Origin of the sequence: Streptomyces sp. NPDC046862 (assembly GCF_040704615.1) — a bacterium.
Classification (GTDB): domain Bacteria; phylum Actinomycetota; class Actinomycetes; order Streptomycetales; family Streptomycetaceae; genus Streptomyces.
Genome location: NZ_JBEYXP010000015.1, coordinates 131,293 through 150,888, shown reverse-complemented (window position 1 = coordinate 150,888; position 19,596 = coordinate 131,293). Strand labels below are relative to the sequence as shown.

Sequence of the window (19,596 nt, the reverse complement as noted above, 5' to 3'; positions counted from 1 at the left end):
CACTCCGACGAGTGATGTGAGGACACGGTAAGCGCTTCACATCTGTTGGCGTGGGTTTGCCAACTGATAATCCTCCCGTCGCCCGCCCTTCCTGTCGTGCCGGGTCCAATTGATCAGCGACACGCGGCACTGCGGAAGGCAAGTGAAGATGTCCGGAGTACGCCCGGGAACACGCCACTACACGGTCGTCTGTTCCTCATGCGGAACCCGTTACGAGGACGACGGCCTCCTCCTGGACTGCACCCGCCGACACGAACCGGCATTCCTGCGTGCCGAGTACGAGGGAAGCGGAACTCAGACGCGGGAAGGTTCCGGGCTGTTCCGGTACGCCTCCGTGCTTCCGGTGACCCGTACGTTCGCGGACGTACCCGGACCGGTCGTCCACCAGGCCCAGCGGCTTGGCCGCCGGATCGGACTCGACCGGCTGTGGGTCGCCTTCAACGGCCACTGGCCGGAGCGCGGGGCGCAGTTGCCCACCTGCACCTTCAAGGACCTCGAGGCGTACACGGTACTGGGCCGGTTGCCCGACAGCGCGCCCCTCCTCGTCATCCCCTCCGCGGGCAACACCGCCGCCGCGTTCGCCTGGGCCGCCACCCGCCACCGCGTGCCCTGCCTGCTCGTCGTGCCGGCCCCGGCCATGGAGCGCATGCGCTTCCCCGGCCCTCTCGGCCCCTGTGTTCGCATCGTTGTCCTCGACGGTACCGCCACCTACAGCGACGCCATCGCCTGCGCCGACCTGCTCGCACGGCTGCCCGGCCACCACGCCGAGGGCGGCTCCCGCAACGTCGGCCGCCGTGACGGGCTCGGCACCGTCATGCTGGCGGCCGCCGAGGCCATCGGACGCCTGCCGGACACGTATGTACAGGCCGTCGGCAGCGGCACCGGCGCCATCGGCGCCCACGAGGCGGCAGGTCGCCTGCGCACCGCGGGCGAGGCGCTGCCCCGCCTGCTGATGTGCCAGAACCTTCCCTTCGCACCGCTGTACGCGGCCTGGCAGGCGACCGGTCGGGCCCCCGCGGAAAGGGAACTTGAGCCACTGGCCCGGGAACTGACCAACCGCCACCCGCCCTTCACCATCCGTGGCGGCGTCCGCGACGCGCTCGTCGAGAGCAGGGGCGACATCCGATGTACCGACAACGAGGCCGCCCTCGCCGCCATCGCCCTCTACGAGGAGGTCGAGGGCATCGACATCGAGTCAGGCGCCGGAGTCGCCCTCGCCGCCCTCGCCGACGCGGTCCGCGCCGGACAGGTCCGCCACGACGAACTGGTCCTCCTGAACATCACCGGCGGCGGCCGCGCCCGCCAGGCCCACGACCTGACACTGGTCCCCGCCGAACCCTGGCTCCGCATCCCCTGGCCCGGCCGAGACGAGGGCCCGGGCGTCGTCGCCGAGCAGGTGAAGCGGCTCCTGACCAACTCCTCCGCCGTCGCCGAGGCCGCCCGATGACCCACCCGCACGTCCTGGAACCGTCCGCCGCGCAGCGCTCGATGTGGTTCGGCCAGCAGCTCGACCTCGCCGGCCCCGCATACAACGTGGGCGAGTACACCGAGATCCACGGCCCCGTGGACGCCGACCGGCTGCACGCCGCCGTACGACAGGTGGTGGCCGTCACCGAGACGCTCCGGGCCCGTTTCACCGCCACCAACGACACCGTGTGCCAGGTGATCGACCCCGAACCCACCTGGGATCTGCCCGTCCTCGACCTCGCCGACCGCCCCGACCCCAGGGCGGCGGCCGACACCTGGATGCGCACCGACTTCGCCACGCCGTTCGACACCCGCCGCGGTCCGCTCTTCCGGTATGCGCTGATGAAGTTGGCCGACTCCCACTGGATCTGGTACCAGCGCTACCACCACATCGCCGTCGACGGCTACAGCTGCTCCCTCATCGCCCGCCGCGTGGCCGACGCCTACACCGCTCTGGCCGCCGGCATTCCGCACACCCCGCCGCCGGCACTCCTGGCCCCGCTGCTCGCCGAGGACGAGGCCTATCGCTCCTCCGAACGCCACGCGTCGGACCGGGCGTACTGGAGCCGCACCCTGGCCGACCGTCCGGACCCGGTGGGCCTGTCCACCCGTCCGCCCGAGATCGCCGACCACTTCCTGCGCCGTACCGGTCATCTCCTTCCGGAGGCAGGCGACTTGGTGCACGCGGCCGCCGAACGGGCCGGCACCCGCTGGTCCCGCGTCGTCCTCGCGGCCACCGCCGCCCACCTTCACCGGCTCACCGGAGCCCGGGAGGTTGTTCTCGGCCTCGCCGTCACCGCCCGCGAGAGCGACGCCGAACTCGCCACCCCGGGCATGGCGTCCAACGTGCTCCCGCTGCGGCTGTCCGTACGACCCGACACCGCAGCCCACGACCTCGTGCGCCAGGCAGCCACAGCCACCCGCGAGTTGCTCGCCCACCAGCGCCACCGCGGCGAGGACGTGCGCCGCGAGTCGGACTGGCCGCGGGACGGTCGCCGTTTCTTCGGCCCGGTGGTCAACATCATGGCGTTCGGCCCCGAACTCCGCTTCGCCGGCCACCCCACCACCCGCCACAACCTGTCGACCGGGCCCGTCGAGGACCTCGCCGTCAACGTGTACGACCGCGCCGACGGCCATGGCATCCGTGTCGACCTCGACGCGAGCCCCGTCCACTACACGGACGCCGAACTGACGTCCCACCATCGGCGTTTCATCCGGTTCGTAGAGCAGTTCGCCGCGGCAGTGGTCGGTCCAGGCACGCCGGTCGGGCGCGTGGAGGTCGTGTCGGACGACGAGCGGGAGCGGGTCCGGCTCGTGGGTGCACGTTCGCGCGCGGCAGCGGCGACCGTGGTCGAGCGGTTCGCGGCGTGTGTCGCGGCCGATGCGGACGCCACGGCGGTGATGGACGGTGAACGCGCTGTCAGCTACCGCCAGTTGAACTCCGAAGCCAACCGGCTCGCTCATCGGCTGATCCGCCTCGGCGTCCGGCCGGAGGAGCCGGTCGCGGTCCGGGTACGTCGGTCGGGAGACCTGGTCACCGCGCTGCTGGCCGCCCTCAAGGCCGGTGCCGTGTATGTCGGCCTCGATCCGCACTCCCCAGTTTCCCGCATCCGGCACATCCTCGACGAGACAGCGGCGAAGGTGGTGCTGACCGACACGGCCAGGCATGCCGAGGCGGACGATGGAGTTGTCCATGTCGTCGTCGGCCACCCGACACTCGACACCGAGCCGGACACCGACCCCGCCCTTCCTGTGCATCCCGCCCAACTGGCCTACGTCAGCTACACCTCCGGCTCCACAGGCACCCCGAAAGGCGTCGCCGTCACCCACCACGACGTCGTCGCCCTGGCCGCGGACTCGGCGTTCGGCGGCGGTGCGCACGCACGTGTGCTGGTGCACTCGCCGAGCGCGTTCGACGCCTCCACGTACGAGATGTGGGTGCCGCTGCTGAACGGCGGGACGGCCGTGGTCGCCGATCCGGGAGATGACGTGGACGCGGCCGCCGTCGCCCGCCTGACGGAGCGTCACGGACTGACGGCGCTGTGGCTGACCGCCGGGTTGTTCCGCCTCGCCGCCGAGGAGGCCCCTGGCTGTTTCGCGGGGCTGCGACAGGTGTGGACCGGTGGCGAGGCTGTCCCCGCCGACGCCGTGCGGAGAGTGCTGGCAGCGTGCCCGGGGCTGACGGTCACCGACGGCTACGGCCCGACGGAGACCACCACCTTCGCCACATCCCGACCTTGCACGGCGGACGCACCCGTACCCGATCCGCTGCCGATCGGCCGCCCTCTCGATGGCATGCGCGCGTATGTCCTCGACGCGGCCCTGCAGCCGCTCCCGCCGGGCGTGGTGGGGGAGTTGTACGTCGCCGGGCCCGGCGTGGCCCGCGGCTACCTGGGCCGCCCCGGCGCGACCGCCGAACGCTTCGTCGCCGACCCGTACGGTCCGCCCGGCGCCCGCATGTACCGCACCGGTGACCACGCGCGCGTGACGGCTCACGGCGAGCTGGAGTTCCACGGCCGCGCGGACGGCCAGATCAAGCTCCGCGGCTTCCGCATCGAACCCGGTGAGATCGAGGCGGCCCTCGCTGCCCATCCCGAAGTCGCCCAGGCGGTGACTGTTGTCCGTGAGGACCGGCCCGGCGGCGATCGACGGCTGGTCGCGTACGCGGTCTGCGCGGCAGGTGTCGCCTCGGCCTCGGATGCCCTGCGCGACCATCTCATCGCCCGCCTGCCCGACTTCATGGTCCCCTCAGCCGTCGTAGTCCTCGACCGGCTGCCGCTGACTCCCAACGGCAAGATCGACCGGGCAGCACTCCCTGCGCCGCCCGCAACTGCCGTCCCACAGACGCATGCCGCCCCACGCACCCCGCAGGAGCAGGTCCTGTGTGGCCTTTTCGCCGACGTGCTCGGGCTGCCGGACGTGGGCCCCCGTGACGGCTTCTTCGCGCTCGGCGGCCACTCGCTGCTCGCCCTGCGTCTGCTGGGCCGCATCCGCGCCGCCCTCGGCGCCGACCTGACCCTGCGCGATGTCTTCCAGGCGCCCACTCCGAGGGGGCTGGCCCGGCTGGTGGACCGTGCCGGGAAGGCCGTACGCCCAGCCCCGCGGCCGACTCCGCGCACGGCGCCGGGGGAGGCCCCCTTGTCGTCCGCCCAGCGACGGCTGTGGTTCCTGCACCGTCTGGAGGGGCCGGGACCGGCCTACAACATCCCCCTCGCCGTACGGTTGACCGGCGCCCGCCTCGACGTGGAGGCCCTGCGCGCGGCCCTCGCCGACCTCGTCGCCCGGCACGAGATCCTGCGCACCGTCTACCCGGACGCCGACGGCCGTCCGTGCCAGCGGCTCTTGGAGCCGGCCACGCCGGACCTGCAAGTCGTCGACCATGTGGCCGAGGCCGAACTGCCTGGTCTTCTGAGCCAGTTGGCGGGGGAGGGGATCCGGATCGACGAGGACGCCCCGTTCCGTGCGCACCTTCTGGTTCTCGGCCCCGAGGACCACGTGCTCCTCCTCGTTCTGCACCACATCGCCGGCGACGGCTGGTCCCTGGACCCCCTCCTGCTCGACCTGGCGTCCGCCTATCGCGCACGTCTGCAGGGGCGGGAGCCGGGCTGGGTGCCGCTGCCCGTCCAGTACGCCGACTACTGCGTCTGGCAGCACGAGGTGCTCGGCCACGAAGAGGACCGTCAGCTCTACCACTGGCGCGCGACGCTCGCCGGGCTCCCCGACGAACTCCCGCTTCCCGCCGACCGCCCGCGGCCTGCTCGCGCCACCCACCAGGGCGGCGACATCCCCGTCCGGCTGGACGCGGACCTGCACCGGGGGCTGCGCGCGCTTGCCGGAGAGACCGGCACCACGGTGTTCATGGTCGTGCAGGCGGGACTCGCCACCCTCCTCACCCGGCTGGGCGCGGGCACCGACATCCCACTCGGCACGCCGGTCGCCGGACGCGCCGACGAGGTGCTGGACAACCTGGTCGGCTGCTTCGTCAACACTCTCGTCCTGCGCACCGACACCTCGGGCGATCCCAGCTTCCGGGAACTTCTGGGCCGGGTACGGGAAACCGACCTCACGGCCTATGCCCACCAGGAGCTGCCGTTCGAGCACCTGGTGGAGGCACTCAACCCACCCCGCTCGCTCGCCCGGCACCCGCTGTTCCAAGTGATGCTCGCCTTCCGCCCCACCGCAGGGCCCCGCCTCGACCTCCCCGGACTGCACGCCCACGCCCTGCCCGTGGAGACCGGGGCCACCAAGATCGACCTGACCTTCAACCTGGGCGAGCACCGCACCGCCGACGGCTCCCCGGACGGCATCGAGGGCACCCTCCAGTACAGCTCCGACCTCTTCGACCGGCGCACCGCCGAGGAACTGGCCACCCGTCTCGAGCGGTTGCTGCGGGCCGCGGTGCGTGAACCCGACCGGGCGATCGATGCGCTCCACATCCTCGCGGACGGCGAACGCCACCGACTGCTGGAGGAGTTCAACGACACGGCACGGGACGTGCCCGACACCACCTTCCCCCGGCTGTTCGAGGCGCGCGTCGCCGAGCTGCCGGACACGGTCGCGATCGAGGACGGCGCGACATCACTTACATACCGTCAACTCGACCTGCGCGCCGACCGGTTGGCGCGTGCGCTCGCCTCGCATGGCGCCGGCCCGGGCCGGATCGTCGCGTTCTCGCTGCCCCGTTCGGTCGACCTCGCGGTCGCCGTGCTCGCCGTTCTCAAGGCGGGCGCCGCGTATATGCCGCTGGATCCGGAGCATCCGGCTGACCGCACCGTCTATCTTCTCGCCGACGCGGAGCCCGTGTGTCTGATCACTCGGGACTCGCTGCCTGCCGACCGCCCGGTCGGCTGTTGCGTCGTGGATCCCGACGCCGTCCCGGACGATCCGGACGTGCCCCTCCCAGAGGCACGGCCCGCCGACGCCGCCTACCTGATCTACACCTCCGGCACTACCGGCCGCCCCAAGGGCGTCGTCGTCGAGCACCGCAACCTCACCACCTACGTGGCCCGTTGCGTGAAGGCGTACCAGAGCCTGCGCGGTACCTCGCTGCTGCACGCCACGATGTCCTTCGACGCCACCGTGACCACCCTGCACGGAGCGCTCGCCGCCGGCGGCCAGGTGCACGTCGCCGGCTTCCACGACGCGGGCGCGGCGCCCGTGAACGGTGGCTACACCTTCCTCAAGGCGACGCCCAGCCACCTCCCGTTGCTGCCCGCCCTGCCGCACGACCTGTCGCCGGCCGAGGAGTTCATGCTCGGCGGCGAGGCGCTGGTCGGCGAGGCCCTGCGCAGCTGGCGCCGGGACCACCCCGACGTACGCCTGATCAACCACTACGGCCCGACCGAGCTCACCGTCGGCTGTACCGACCACCGCATCGAGCCCGGAGAAGAGCTGCCGACCGGTCCGGTGCCGATCGGCCGCCCCATGTGGAACACCCGGGCATATGTGCTCGATGCCCGCCTGAACCCCGTACCGGTCGGTGTCGAGGGCGAGTTGTATGTCGCCGGTGATCACGTGGCTCGTGGCTACTGGAGGGGGCCGGGCCTGACCGCCGAGCGGTTCGTCGCCGATCCCTTCGGGCCGTCCGGCGGGCGCATGTACCGAACCGGCGACCTGGCCGTATGGCGGGCCGACGGCACTCTGGAACTGCGCGGGCGGGCCGATGGCCAGCTCAAGATCCGCGGCCTGCGGATCGAGCCCGGCGAGGTCGAGGGCGTGCTCACTTCCCATCCGGCCGTCACCCAGGCCGCGGTGGTGGTGCGCGAGGACCTAGCCGGCGTACGGCGCCTGGTCGGATACGTCGTCGGAGTCGCCGAGGCCGACTGCCCGGCCCTCCTCGCGCACGCCGCGCGGCAGCTGCCCGCCCACATGGTTCCCGAGGCGCTCGTGGCGCTCGCCGCGCTCCCGATGACGCCCAACGGCAAGCTGGACCGCGCCGCCCTGCCCGCACCGGCCACCGCCCGGGAAATGGTGAACCGGGCGCCGCGCACTCCCCAGGAGGAGGCGCTCAGGGGGCTGTTCGCCGAGGTCCTCGGGATCCCCAACGACGGCATCGGTGCCGACGACGGCTTCTTCGACCTGGGCGGCGACAGCATCACCTCCATCCACCTGGTGAGCCGCGCGCTCGCCGTGGGGCTGCGGCTGACTCCGCGTGACGTGTTCGAGCAGCGTACGGTCGCCGGTCTCGCCGCCACGGCGGCGGCTCGCCCGGCTCCCGGTCCCGTCCAGGGACAAGCCGCGCCGACCGGACCATTGCCCCTCACTCCGGCCATGCACCGGCTGCTCGAACGCGGCGGCCCGATCGGGGCGTTCAGTCAGTCCGTCCTGCTCGTCACCCCCGCGGGCGCCGACGAGAGGCGGCTGACGGCCGCCCTGCAGGCCGTACTCGACCATCACGACGTGCTACGGCTGCGTCTGGCGCCCGACGGGCGGTCGGCCGAGGTTCCGCCTCCGGGGACCGTCGACGCCGCCACGGTGCTGGAACGCATCACCGGGCGGGTGGACTTCGCCGACGTGGTGCAGTGGTCGGCCTCGCAACTCAGCCCGGAAGCGGGCGGCGTGATGCGTGCGGTGTGGTGTGACGCGGGTCGCGGTCGCCCCGGACGGCTGCTGCTGACGGTCCACCACCTGGCCGTGGACGGCGTCTCCTGGCGCATCCTGTGCTCCGACCTGGCCGCGGCCTGGCGTGAGGAGGAGCTGCCGGAGCGGGGCACCTCCTTCCGGCACTGGGCCCGCCTGCTGGAGCGGGAGGCCCGTACGCCGGGACGGCAAGCCGAACTGGGCCTGTGGCGAGCGGCGTTGGAGAATCCCGGCCCGCAGCTGGGTCTCCGTCGACCGGACCCCGAGCGGGACGTCGTCGGCGCGATGCGTCACCTCACCAGGATCCTCCCGGCCCAGGTCGCCTCCGAGCTGCTCACCAAGGTGCCCGCGGCATTCCATGCCGGGCCCGAGGACGTCCTGATCGCGGCACTCGCCGCCGCCTTCGCCCGATGGCGGCGGCACCCGGCCCTGCTGCTGGACATCGAGCGGCACGGCCGGGAGGACATCTCCGACGGCGTCGACCTGTCCCGAACGGTCGGCTGGTTCACCAGCGTCGTACCCGCGCGCCTCGACCTCGCCGGAGTCGACACCGAAGACCCGGCTCAGGTCCTCAAGACCGTCAAGGAACAGCTGCTGTCCGCCCCGGACCATGGCATCGGATACGGCCTGCTCCGTCACCTCGACCCCGACCACGGTCCGCTCCTCGCAGCCCTCCCGGCTCCGGAGATCGGCTTCAACTATCTGGGCCGGACGGCCCGTTCGGCAGACGGCGACTGGGCGATCGCGCCGGAAGCGCTGCGCCACCTGGGTGTCGCGCACGACCCGTTGATGCCCGTGGCCCACGGCCTGGAGATCACCGCCGCGACCGCCGAGGACGGCCGGCTCGACATCACCTGGTCCTGGGCTCCCGACCTCTGGTCCGAGGACGACGTACGCGCCCTCGCGGACCGGTGGATGGCGGCACTGACCGCGCAGGCCGAGGGAGACACCGGCGCGACGGGCGGGCACACCCCGTCCGACCTGCCCCTGGTGTCGCTGTCCCAAGCAGAGATCGACGAACTCGAAGCCGAGTTCGGCAATGAGTGGAGGTAACCCACGGTGACTCGGTCCGGCTCCGGAATCTCCGACATCCTGCCCCTGTCGCCGTTGCAGGAAGGCCTGCTCTTCCACTCCTTGTACGACGACGAGCAGTCCCCCGACCTCTACGCGACCCAGCAGATCCTGGAGTTGACGGGCCCGGTCGACCCCGCCGTCGTGCGCGCAGCAGGACAGGCCCTGCTCGACCGGCACCCCAACCTGCGCGCCTGCTTCCGCCGCCGGGACACCGGGCGATCCCTGCAGATCGTGCCCGTGGACGTCGAACTCCCCTGGGCCGAGGACGACATGTCCGCCCTCGGGGAGGACGACCGAGACAAGGAGTGGGAGCGGCTGCTGGACGAGGAGCGCGCCCGCCGCTTCGACCTCGCCAAGCCGCCGCTCCTGCGATACCTGCTGGTCAAGTGGTCCGCGGACAGCTATCGCCTGCTCGTCACCAACCACCACATCCTGCTGGACGGCTGGTCGAAGCAGCTGCTGGTACGCGAGTTCACCGCGCTGCACTCGGGTGAGCACCCCGCGGCTCTGCCGCCGGCGCCCGCCTACCGCGACTACCTCGCCTGGCTGGGACGGCAGGACCGCACCGCCGCCGAGACCGCCTGGCGCCACACCCTGGCGGAGGCGGGCGAGCCCACGCTGCTCACCCCGGGTGCGACCGGCGCCACCGCCACCGTCCTGCCCCGCGAACTGGTCGTCGATCTTCCCGAGCAGCTGACCAGCGCCGGTGAGGCCACGGCCCGGTCCCTCGGGATCACCCTCAACACGCTCGTCCAGGGCGCCTGGGGCGTGCTGCTGGGCAGATTGACCGGCCGCACCGACATCGTCTTCGGCCAGGCGGTGACCGTCCGCCCGCCCGAGCTGCCGAACATCGCGTCCATGGTCGGCTTCTGCATCAACACCGTACCCACCCGTGTCCGTTGGGACGAGGACGGCACCGTCACCGATCTCCTCACCGTGCTCCACCGGCGGCAGGCGGCCCTGCTGCCGCACCAGCACCTGGGACTCTCCGATATCCGGCGTGCTGCGGGAAGCCCCGGCGAACTCTTCGACACTCTCCTGGCCTTCGAGAACCACCCGGCCGCGGGCGGCCCCGGGACGTCCCGTGTCACTCAACTCACCGGCCGCGACGCCACTCACTACCCCCTCACCCTCGCCGTCCTGCCCGCCCGCCGCCTCGCCCTGCGCCTGTCCTACCGGCCCGACCTGTACGACGAGACGGGCGCCCGGCAGCTCCTGGACCGGTTCGCCTCCGTCCTGGAGGCCCTCGTAGCCGATCCCACACGCCGTGTACGCGAGGTGGAGATCCTGCTGCCGGGGGAGCGGCAGCGGATGCTGGGGGAGGGGCAGCGGATGCTGGGGGAGGGGCAGCGGATGCTGGGGGAGGGGCAGGGCGTGGCCCCGGCCGGCAGGCCGACGGACACCCTGCCCTCGCTCTTCGCCCGCCAGGCCGCTCGCACCCCCGACACCACCGCTGTCGTGCACGAGGGCACCCGGCTCACGTATGCCGAACTCGACGCCCGTGCCGAGCGGTTGGCCCGGCTACTCGCAGCCCGGGGCGCGGGGCCCGAGCGGCTGGTGGCGCTCGCGCTGCCCCGCTCGCCGGAGCTCGTGGTGGCGATCCTCGCGGTCCTCAGGACCGGCGCCGCCTATGTGCCGCTCGACCCCGAATACCCCGCGGATCGGCTGGCCTTCACACTGGCCGACTCCGCCCCCGTGCTGCTTGTGACCACCGGCGACGTGGCCCCCGGTCTGCCCGCCTCCCAGATCCCCGTCGTCCTGCTCGACGCCCCGGAGCGCTCCGGGAAACTTCCCGCTCCCGCCCGGGACCTGGCGAGCGATCACATCGCGTACGTCATCTACACCTCGGGCTCGACGGGCCGCCCGAAGGGCGTGGCGGTCACCCACCGCAACGTCGTACGGCTCTTCGACCACACCCGGCACTGGTTCGACTTCGGCCCGGACGACGTGTGGACGCTGTTCCACTCCTACGCGTTCGACTTCTCGGTGTGGGAGCTGTGGGGCGCGCTGCTGCACGGCGGCACGCTCGTGGTCGTCCCGTACGAGGTGAGCCGGGAACCGAAGGAGTTCCTGCGGCTGCTGGCGCGCGAGCGCGTCACCGTGCTGAACCAGACGCCCTCGGCTTTCGGCGAACTCCTGCGCGCGGACGCCGCCCTGCCGGACGTCGGACGCGAACTGGCCCTGAGGTACCTGGTCTTCGGCGGTGAGGCACTCGACTTCACGCAGGTCCCCGAGTGGTACACCCGGCACCCGCAGGACGCGCCCGTACTGGTCAACATGTACGGCATCACCGAGACGACGGTCCATGTCACGGGCCTGCCGCTGACCGAGGCCGCGGTACGCGACCGGCCGCGGGCCGGCGGCATCGGACACGCCATCGCCGACCTGCGCGCGTACGTCCTGGACGCGGGTCTGCGAATGGTGCCGCCCGGCGTAACCGGCGAGTTGTACGTGGCGGGAGAGGGCCTGGCGCGCGGGTACCTGGGGCGGCCGGGGCTGACGGCGGGGCGCTTCGTCGCCGATCCGTTCGCCACCGTCGCGAGTGAACGGATGTACCGTACGGGCGATTTGGTGCGGCAGTCGGCCGACGGGGAGCTGGAGTACCTGGGCCGGGCGGACGACCAGGTCAAGATCCGGGGCTTCCGCATCGAACTCGGCGAGGTCGAGGCGGTGCTCGCAAGCCACCCCGACGTGGCACAGGCCGTCGTCCTCGTACGGGACGGCCGGCTGGTCGGCTACGCCGTCGGACGAGCCCTCGACGCCGATGCTCTGCGCCGCCACGCGGGGCGGACGCTGCCGGACCACATGGTCCCCTCCGCGATGGTCGTCCTCGACCGGTTGCCACTGACCTCCAACGGCAAGCTGGACCGCGCCGCCCTGCCCGAGCCCTCCAAGGAGAGCAGGGGCCGTGCCCCGCGCACCCCGCAGGAGGAGATCCTGTGCGGGCTCTTCGCCGACGTCCTCGGCCTGGATCCGCACCGGGTCGGCGCGGACGACGGCTTCTTCGACCTTGGCGGCGATTCCCTGCTCGCCATGCGACTCAGCGACCGCATACGGAGCGTGCTGGGCACCGCGCTGCCCGTACGGGCGGTGTTCGAGGCGGTGACCCCCGCCGGGCTGGCAGCGCGGCTCAGCGAAAGCGAGGGCGGTGCCCGGCGTCCGGAGCTCACGGCGCGGGAAGACGCGGACGCCCCGATTCCGCTGTCGTACGCCCAGCAGCGGCTGTGGTTCATGAGCCGCCTCGACGGCAGCAACACCTACACCGTTCCGTGGGCCCTGCGCCTCACAGGCCCTCTCGACCGTACGGCGCTGGAGGCTGCGCTCGCCGATGTCGTGACCCGCCACGAACCGCTGCGCACCCTCCACCCCGACTTCCAGGGCACTCCGTACCAGCGGATCCTGAGCCCGGAGGCGGGACGGCCGAGCCTTGCCGTCGTAGAGGTCACCGGGGCGGAACTCCCCGCGCTGCTGACCGTCGCCGCCGGGCACCGCTTCGACCTGTCCGCCGAAACGCCGCTTCGCGCCACCCTGTTCAGGCTCGATGACGACACACACGTCCTGCTGCTGCTCACGCACCACATCGCCGTCGACGGCTGGTCCATGGCGCCGCTGATGCGCGACCTGAAGACGGCGTACGCGGCCCGGATCACCGGACGCGGCCCGGGGTGGCGGCCACTTCCCGTCCGGTACGCCGACTTCGCGCACTGGCAACGCGAACTGTTCGGCGCGACGGCAGGCGGAACAGGGAATCTGCTGGAATGTCAGACCGGTTTCTGGCGAGAAGCGTTGGCGGGGGCTCCCCAAGAGCTGCCGCTGCCTGCCGACCGTCCCAGGCCCGTCGAGCCCAGCGGACGCGGCGACCGCGCCGCCCTCACCGTCGACGCGGAACTGCACACCTCACTCGCCGACCTCGCCTCGGCTTCCCGGGCCACCCTGTTCATGGTGCTCCAGGCCGGCCTCGCCGCGACGCTGACCAGGCTCGGTTCGGGCACCGACATCACCATGGGCACGCCGGTCGCCGGACGCCCCGACGGCAGGCTGGACGACCTGGTCGGCTTCTTCGTCAACAGCCTCACTCTGCGCACCGACACCTCCGGCAACCCCACCTTCCGAGAACTCCTGGGCCGCGTCCGGGACTTCGACCTCGCTGCCTACGCCCACCAGGACCTGCCGTTCGACCTCCTCGTGGATGCCCTCAGCCCGCAGCGGACCCTCGCCCGCCATCCGCTGTTCCAGGTGATGCTGGCCTTCACCGGTCACGCCTCGGACGTCGACCTGTCCCTGCCCGGCCTCGGCGTGGCACGCGAGCCCGTCGAGACCGGCGCGGCCCGCTTCGACCTCTGCCTCTACCTGAGCGAGCGGCGCCATGGCGACGGCACCCCTGCGGGCATCGACGGCATCGCCGAGTACAGCACCGACCTGTTCGACCAGGCCACGGTCCAGCGGCTTACGCGGCTGCTCGTCCGCTTCCTGACCGTCGTCTCCGCCGACCCCGACCGGCGCGTCGACGACGTGGACCTCCTGGGGGACGACGAGCGTCGGCAACTCGGTCAGTGGAACGCGACCTTCGACGAGATCCGGCCGCCGTCGGACGTGTCGGCCCTGATGCCCGATGGAAAGCTGGACCGCACGGCGCTTCCCGGGCCCGCGCCCGCGCAGGCGCCTGGGGCAGCCGGGGGACAGGAACCGGCGACCCCGGCTGAGCGCGTCCTCGCCGAGCTCTTCCGCGAGCTGCTGGGGCTGCCCGAAGTCCCACTCGACCAGGACTTCTTCGCCCTCGGCGGCGACAGCATCACCTCGATCCGGCTCGTGAGCCGGGCAGCCGAGGCCGGAGTCGTGATCAGTGCCCGGGACGTCTTCAAGCACCAGACGGTCAAGGAGTTGGCGGCCGTGGCTCGTGGGCCGGTCGGCGGCTTCGCCGACGGTGTGGGCGCTGCCGGCGTCCACGCCGTCGACGGAGTGGGCCCGGTCCCCCTCACTCCCATCATGCGATGGCTGCTCGAACGCGGTGGCCCGGTCGGGCGGTTCAGCCAGTCCGTCCTGCTGACGGTCCCGGCCGGCGCCGGTCTGCCGCGGCTGACAGACGCCCTGCAGGCCGTGCTCGACCACCACGACATGCTGCGTTCCCGGCTCACCCGGGCCGTGGAACTCGACGTCAGTCCGGTCGGCCGCGTGCGCGCCGCCGATCTGCTCGACCGCCGGGATGTTTCCGGGGTGTCCGGCACCGATGACCTCCACGGGGCCGTGGCCGAGGAGTTCGACCGGGCTGTGGGACGGCTCGATCCGGTGGCCGGGGCGATGGTCCGGGCCGTGTGGTTCGACGCCGGACCGGGCCGGACCGGGAGGCTGCTGCTGGCCGTCCATCACCTGGCCGTGGACGGGGTGTCCTGGCGCATCCTCGTACCCGATCTGAAAGCCGCCTGGGAGGCCGTCGTCGCCGGACGGAGCCCCGAACTGCCGCCCGTCGGCACGTCGTTCCGCCGCTGGTCCGAGACGCTGGGCCGACACGCGCGTACGCCGTCGCGGGTCGCCGAGGCCGCGCTGTGGCGCCGTATCGCCGACGCCCCTCGCGCTCCGCTGGGCCGGCGTCCGCTCGACCCCGACCGGGACACCGCCGCTGGCACGCGCTCGCTGCGGCTCGCGCTGCCCCCCGAGACCACTGGGGCGCTGCTCACCAGCGTCCCGGCCACCTTCCACCTCGGTGTCCAGGACGTCCTGCTCACCGGCCTCGCGCTGGCCGTCGCCGACCGGCAGGGCTCCCCGCACGTCGTACTCGACATCGAGGGGCACGGTCGCGAGGAACTGTCACCCGGGCTCGAACCGTCGGGCACGGTCGGCTGGTTCACCTCGCTCTACCCGGTCCACCTGGATCTGGAGGGCGTGGACGTGGCCGACGCTCTGGCTGCCGGACCCGCCGCCGACCTCTCCGCCACCCGGGTCGCGGAGTGTCTGCGGGAACTGCCCGACCACGGCGTGGGACACGGTCTCCTGCGCCACCTCAACCCGGACACGGCAGCCGAGTTGGCCAAGGCGCCCATACCGGCGATCGGCTTCAACTACCTCGGCCGGTTCAGCGCCCCCGACACAACCGGCACCGAGCTGTGGGCCTTCGCCCCCGAGTCGTCGGCACTCGGCGCAGGCTGCGACCCCGGCCTCGCCGCCGCCCACGCCCTCGACATCAACGCTGTCGTCCACGACACGGCCACCGGACCCCGGCTGGTGGCCGACTGGGCGTGGCCCAAGGACGTGCTGACCGAGCCGGAGGTACGGGCGCTGGCCGAGTCCTGGTTCACGGCGCTCACCGCACTCGTGTCCCGAGTCGGCAAGCGCGCCGGTCTGTCGGTCGCGGGCCTGTCCCGGGACGAGCTCGACGAGTTGACGGCGGGCCTCGACTAGCCGGCCTTCCGAGAAGCCCAGCAGCTCCAGCAGAGCCAGAACACAGCGAGACGAGGCGACATGACGCAGCCCGGGCCGGTCGACGTACTGCCCCTGACCCCGCTCCAGGAGGGCCTGCTCTTCCACGCCCTGTACGAGCACGAACGGGACGCCCCCGACGTGTACGTCGTGCAGCTGGTCTTCGAACTCGAAGGCCCGGTGAACGCCGGCCGCCTCCGCGCCGCCGCTGAGGCACTGCTGGACCGCCACCCGAACCTGCGGGCGGCCTTCCGGCGGCGCCGCGGCGGCCAGCCGGTGCAGGTCGTCCCCCGCAGGGCGACACTGCCGTGGGCGGAAACCGATCTGACCGAGCGGGCCATCGGCACCGACACCGAGAAAGCGTGGACCGAACTGCTCGACGAGGACCGGGCCCTCGGTTTCGACCCCGCCACCCCTCCCCTCCTGCGCTGCACCCTGGTCCGCACCGGCGAGCGCCGCCACCGGCTGCTCGTCACCCACCACCACATCCTGCTCGACGGCTGGTCGGTCTCCGTACTCCTACGGGAACTGCTCGCCCTGTACGCCGCCGACGGCGGGCCGGCCGTACTGGCGCCCGTCGCGCCGTACCGCTCCTTCCTCGAATGGCTGGACCGCAGGGACCGTGCCGCCGCCGAGGACGCCTGGCGGGACGCGCTGGCCGACGTGACGGAACCGACCCGACTGGCCGCGACCACCACACCGGGCGCCACGAACCCGGCACAGGCCAGGACCGAGCTGTCGGCGGAGACCGGAGCCGCCCTCACGGCATGCGCCCGGAGCCTCGGCGTGACCGTGAACACCCTCGTCCAGAGCGCCTGGGCGATCCTGCTCGGCCGCCTGACCGGCCGCGACGACGTCGTCTTCGGCGCCACCGTCTCCGGCCGCCCACCCGAACTCCCCGGCGTCGAGTCGATGGTCGGCCTGTTCCTCAACACCATCCCGACGCGGGTCCGGCTGCGGCCCCAGGAAAGCCTGGGTGCCCTGCTCCGCGAGGTCCAGGACGGCTACGTCCGCCTCCTCGACCACCACCATCTCGGCCTGGCCGACATCCAGCGCGCCACAGGCGTCCCGGAGCTCTTCGACACCCTCGTCATCTTCGAGAACTATCCGGTGGATCCGGAGGCGAAGGGCGACGGGCGTGACGGTGGGCGTGACGGCGACGGGCGTGACGGTGAGGGGCTCCGCGTCGTCGGCTCAAGCGGTCGCGACGCCACCCACTACCCCGTGACCCTCGTGGCCCTCCCCGGCCCCCGGCCCCGCTTCCGACTGGCCTACCACCCGGGACTGTTCGACGCCGGATGGGCCGACGCCACGCTCGCCCGCCTGGTGCGCATCCTTGAGACCATCGCGGCCGACCCGGAACTCCCACAGGGCCGCATGGGGCTCCTGGCGCCCCACGAACTCCCGCGGCGGACCCAGCTCACGCCGCCCGCGACCCGCACCCTCACCGACCTCTGGTCGACCCAGGTCGCGGCCACCCCGGACACCGATGCCGTACTGGACCGCGGCAACCGCCTCACATATCGCGAACTGGACGCCCGGGCCGAGCAGTTGGCCGGCCGCCTCACCGCCCTCGGTGCAGGCCCCGAGCGGGTCGTCGGTATCGCTCTGACCCGTACGGCGGAGCTGGTCGTCGCCGTCCTTGCCGTACTGAAGTCCGGTGCCGCGTATCTGCCGCTCGACCCCGCCTACCCGGCGGACCGCCTGGCGTACATCGTCGGCGACGCCGGCCCCATAGTCGTCCTCGCCACCAAGGAGACGGCGGGATCTTTGCCGAAGGGCACACCGCTGCTCAACCCCGAGAGCGAGATGACGGGTCGCCAGGAGCGCCTTCCCGCACACAGCTTGACCTCGGACAACCTCGCCTACATCACCTACACCTCCGGTTCAACCGGCCGCCCCAAGGGCGTTCTGGCGACGCACCGCAACGCCGTCGAGTTCGTCGAGTGGACGTACTCCGAGTTCGGTCCCGAGCGGCTGGCCAAGGTGCTGTTCTCGACCTCGCTCAACTTCGACGTGTCGGTGTTCGAGATCTTCTCGCCGCTGTTGTGCGGTGGCCGTATCGAGATCGTCGAGAACCTCCTCGCACTGACCGAGGGCACCCCTCGGGACGCCGGCCTGATCAGCGGCGTACCCACGGTCATGGCCACCGTGCTCGCCGAAAGGGCGGCCGCCTCACCGCACACGGTGGCCCTCGGCGGCGAACCGATCCCCGAACAGCTCCGGGCCGGCATCGAGGCCGCCTTCCCCGGGGTACGGCTCGTCAACTTCTACGGGCCCACCGAGGCGACCATCTACGCCACCGCCTGGCAGTCCGGCGCCGACCCGGACGACAAGGCCAGGCCGCCCATCGGGCGCCCCCTCGCCCGCAACCTCGTCCACCTCCTCGACCATGCGCTGCACCCCGTGCCAGACGGGGCCGTCGGTGAGGTGTACGTGGCGGGCGGCGGCCCCGCCCGCGGCTACCTCGGCAGGCCGGGTCTGACGGCCGAGCGGTTCGTCGCCGACCCGTTCGGGGGCCCGGGGGAGCGCATGTACCGCACGGGCGACCTGGCGGTGCGCGGATCCGACGGGCAACTGCGCTTCCTGGGCCGGGCCGACCACCAGGTGAAGCTCCGCGGATTCCGGGTCGAACCAGGGGAGATCGAAGCCGTCCTCGCCGCACATCCGGCTGTCGCCAAGGTGGCGGCCACGGTAAGGGAGGACCAGCGCGGCGAGAAACAACTGGTCGCCCACGTCGTACCCGCAGGGGCCGTGGCCGAAGCCGTTACTGCCGAGGACCTCCGCGACCACCTCGCCCGCGCCCTCCCCGCCCACATGATCCCCTCGGCGTTCGTCACGCTCGCAGCACTCCCGTACACGGCCAGCGGCAAGCTGGACCGCAAGGCGCTGCCCACTCCCGACGCGCCACTCGCCGCCAAGACGGCCCCACGTACCGAGCGGGAGGAGACCCTGCGCGGCATTTTCGCCGAGGTCCTCGGCCTCGCCCCGGCTCAGGTCGGCGTCCACGAGGGTTTCCTCGATCTCGGCGGTCACTCCCTGCTGGCTCCCCGTCTGACCTCGCGCATCAGCGCCGAACTCGGCGTCGACCTGCGCATGCGCGACCTCTTTGACACACCGACCGTGGCGGCGCTGGCCCGACGTCTGGCCGAAGGCGACCATCCAGGAGGGCTCGACCATCCGGGAGGGCTCGACCACGCCGAAGGGCTCGACCACGCCGGCGGGCTCGACCACGCCGGCGGGTCGGGTACGGCCCCCGTGGGGCCCCTGCTCCCACTGCGCACACGAGGCGACCGCGAACCCCTGTTCTGCCTTCCTCCGGCCTCCGGCCTGTCCTGGGGCTTCGCCGGGCTGGCCCGCCACACCAGCCCCGGCCGTCCGCTGTACGGCCTGCAGTCCCGCGGCCTGACCCCGGGCCAGGACCCGGCCGGCAGCCTGGCCGAGGTGGTCGCCGAGCACACCGCCCTCATCCGCGAGACCCAGCCGCACGGCCCCTACCACCTGCTCGGCTACTCCATGGGCGGCCTCGTCGCATACGACGTCGCCGTCGGCCTCCAGGCGGCAGGAGAGCAGGTCGCACTCCTCGCGCTGCTCGACTCCTTCCCCGGATCCTGGATTCGGCAGGGCCCCGCCCTGTCCGACCGCCCGGCGCTGCTGCGCAGCCTCCTCGCCATCCTCGGCCGTCAGGTGCCCGACGACGAGACGGAACCGCTGACCGAGAGCCGGTTCGCGGAGCTGGTCCGCCGCGTACCCGACATGCCCGGCAGCCTCGACGACGCCGAACTGACGGCCTTGGTCGACGTGACGGCGAACAACCGGCGCCTGCTGGGTGAGTTCGCCCCTGCGCCGTACCGCGGGGATCTGCTGTTCTTCACCGCCGCACAGGATCCGGACCTGGTCCCCGACCGGTACCGCTCCTGGCAGCCGTACGTCGAAGGCCACGTCGACAACCACGACATCCCCTGCACCCACGGAGAGATGACCCGGCCCACGTCACTGGATCTCATTGGCCCGGTGCTGGACGGCCGGCTCCGAAAGTAGTCCGAAAGCACCCGACGCAAC

Annotated in this window: 4 protein-coding genes; all 4 read left to right on the top strand. The window is 72.3% G+C overall.

Annotated elements, in window-relative coordinates; genetic code table 11:
* The first annotated feature begins 148 nt into the window (after positions 1 to 148).
* From AB0959_RS18950 to AB0959_RS18935, 4 genes are read left to right on the top strand one after another with little or no spacing between them, the layout of a single operon-like run.
* A complete protein-coding gene (locus AB0959_RS18950; protein WP_366827544.1) occupies positions 149 to 1,447 on the top strand; it encodes a cysteate synthase in 1,299 nt (432 codons plus the stop codon).
* On the top strand, positions 1,444 to 9,099 hold the full coding sequence (locus AB0959_RS18945) for an amino acid adenylation domain-containing protein (RefSeq protein ID WP_366827543.1): 7,656 nt from the start codon (positions 1,444 to 1,446) through the stop codon (positions 9,097 to 9,099). Before AB0959_RS18950 ends, AB0959_RS18945 begins: the two co-directional genes overlap by 4 nt.
* Before the next feature lie 6 nt (positions 9,100 to 9,105).
* Complete coding sequence (locus AB0959_RS18940) at positions 9,106 to 15,516, top strand: amino acid adenylation domain-containing protein (protein ID WP_366827542.1); 6,411 nt, start codon at positions 9,106 to 9,108, stop codon at positions 15,514 to 15,516.
* A gap of 60 nt (positions 15,517 to 15,576) precedes the next feature.
* A complete protein-coding gene (locus AB0959_RS18935; RefSeq protein WP_366827541.1) occupies positions 15,577 to 19,575 on the top strand; it encodes an amino acid adenylation domain-containing protein in 3,999 nt (1,332 codons plus the stop codon).
* Positions 19,576 to 19,596 lie beyond the last annotated feature (21 nt).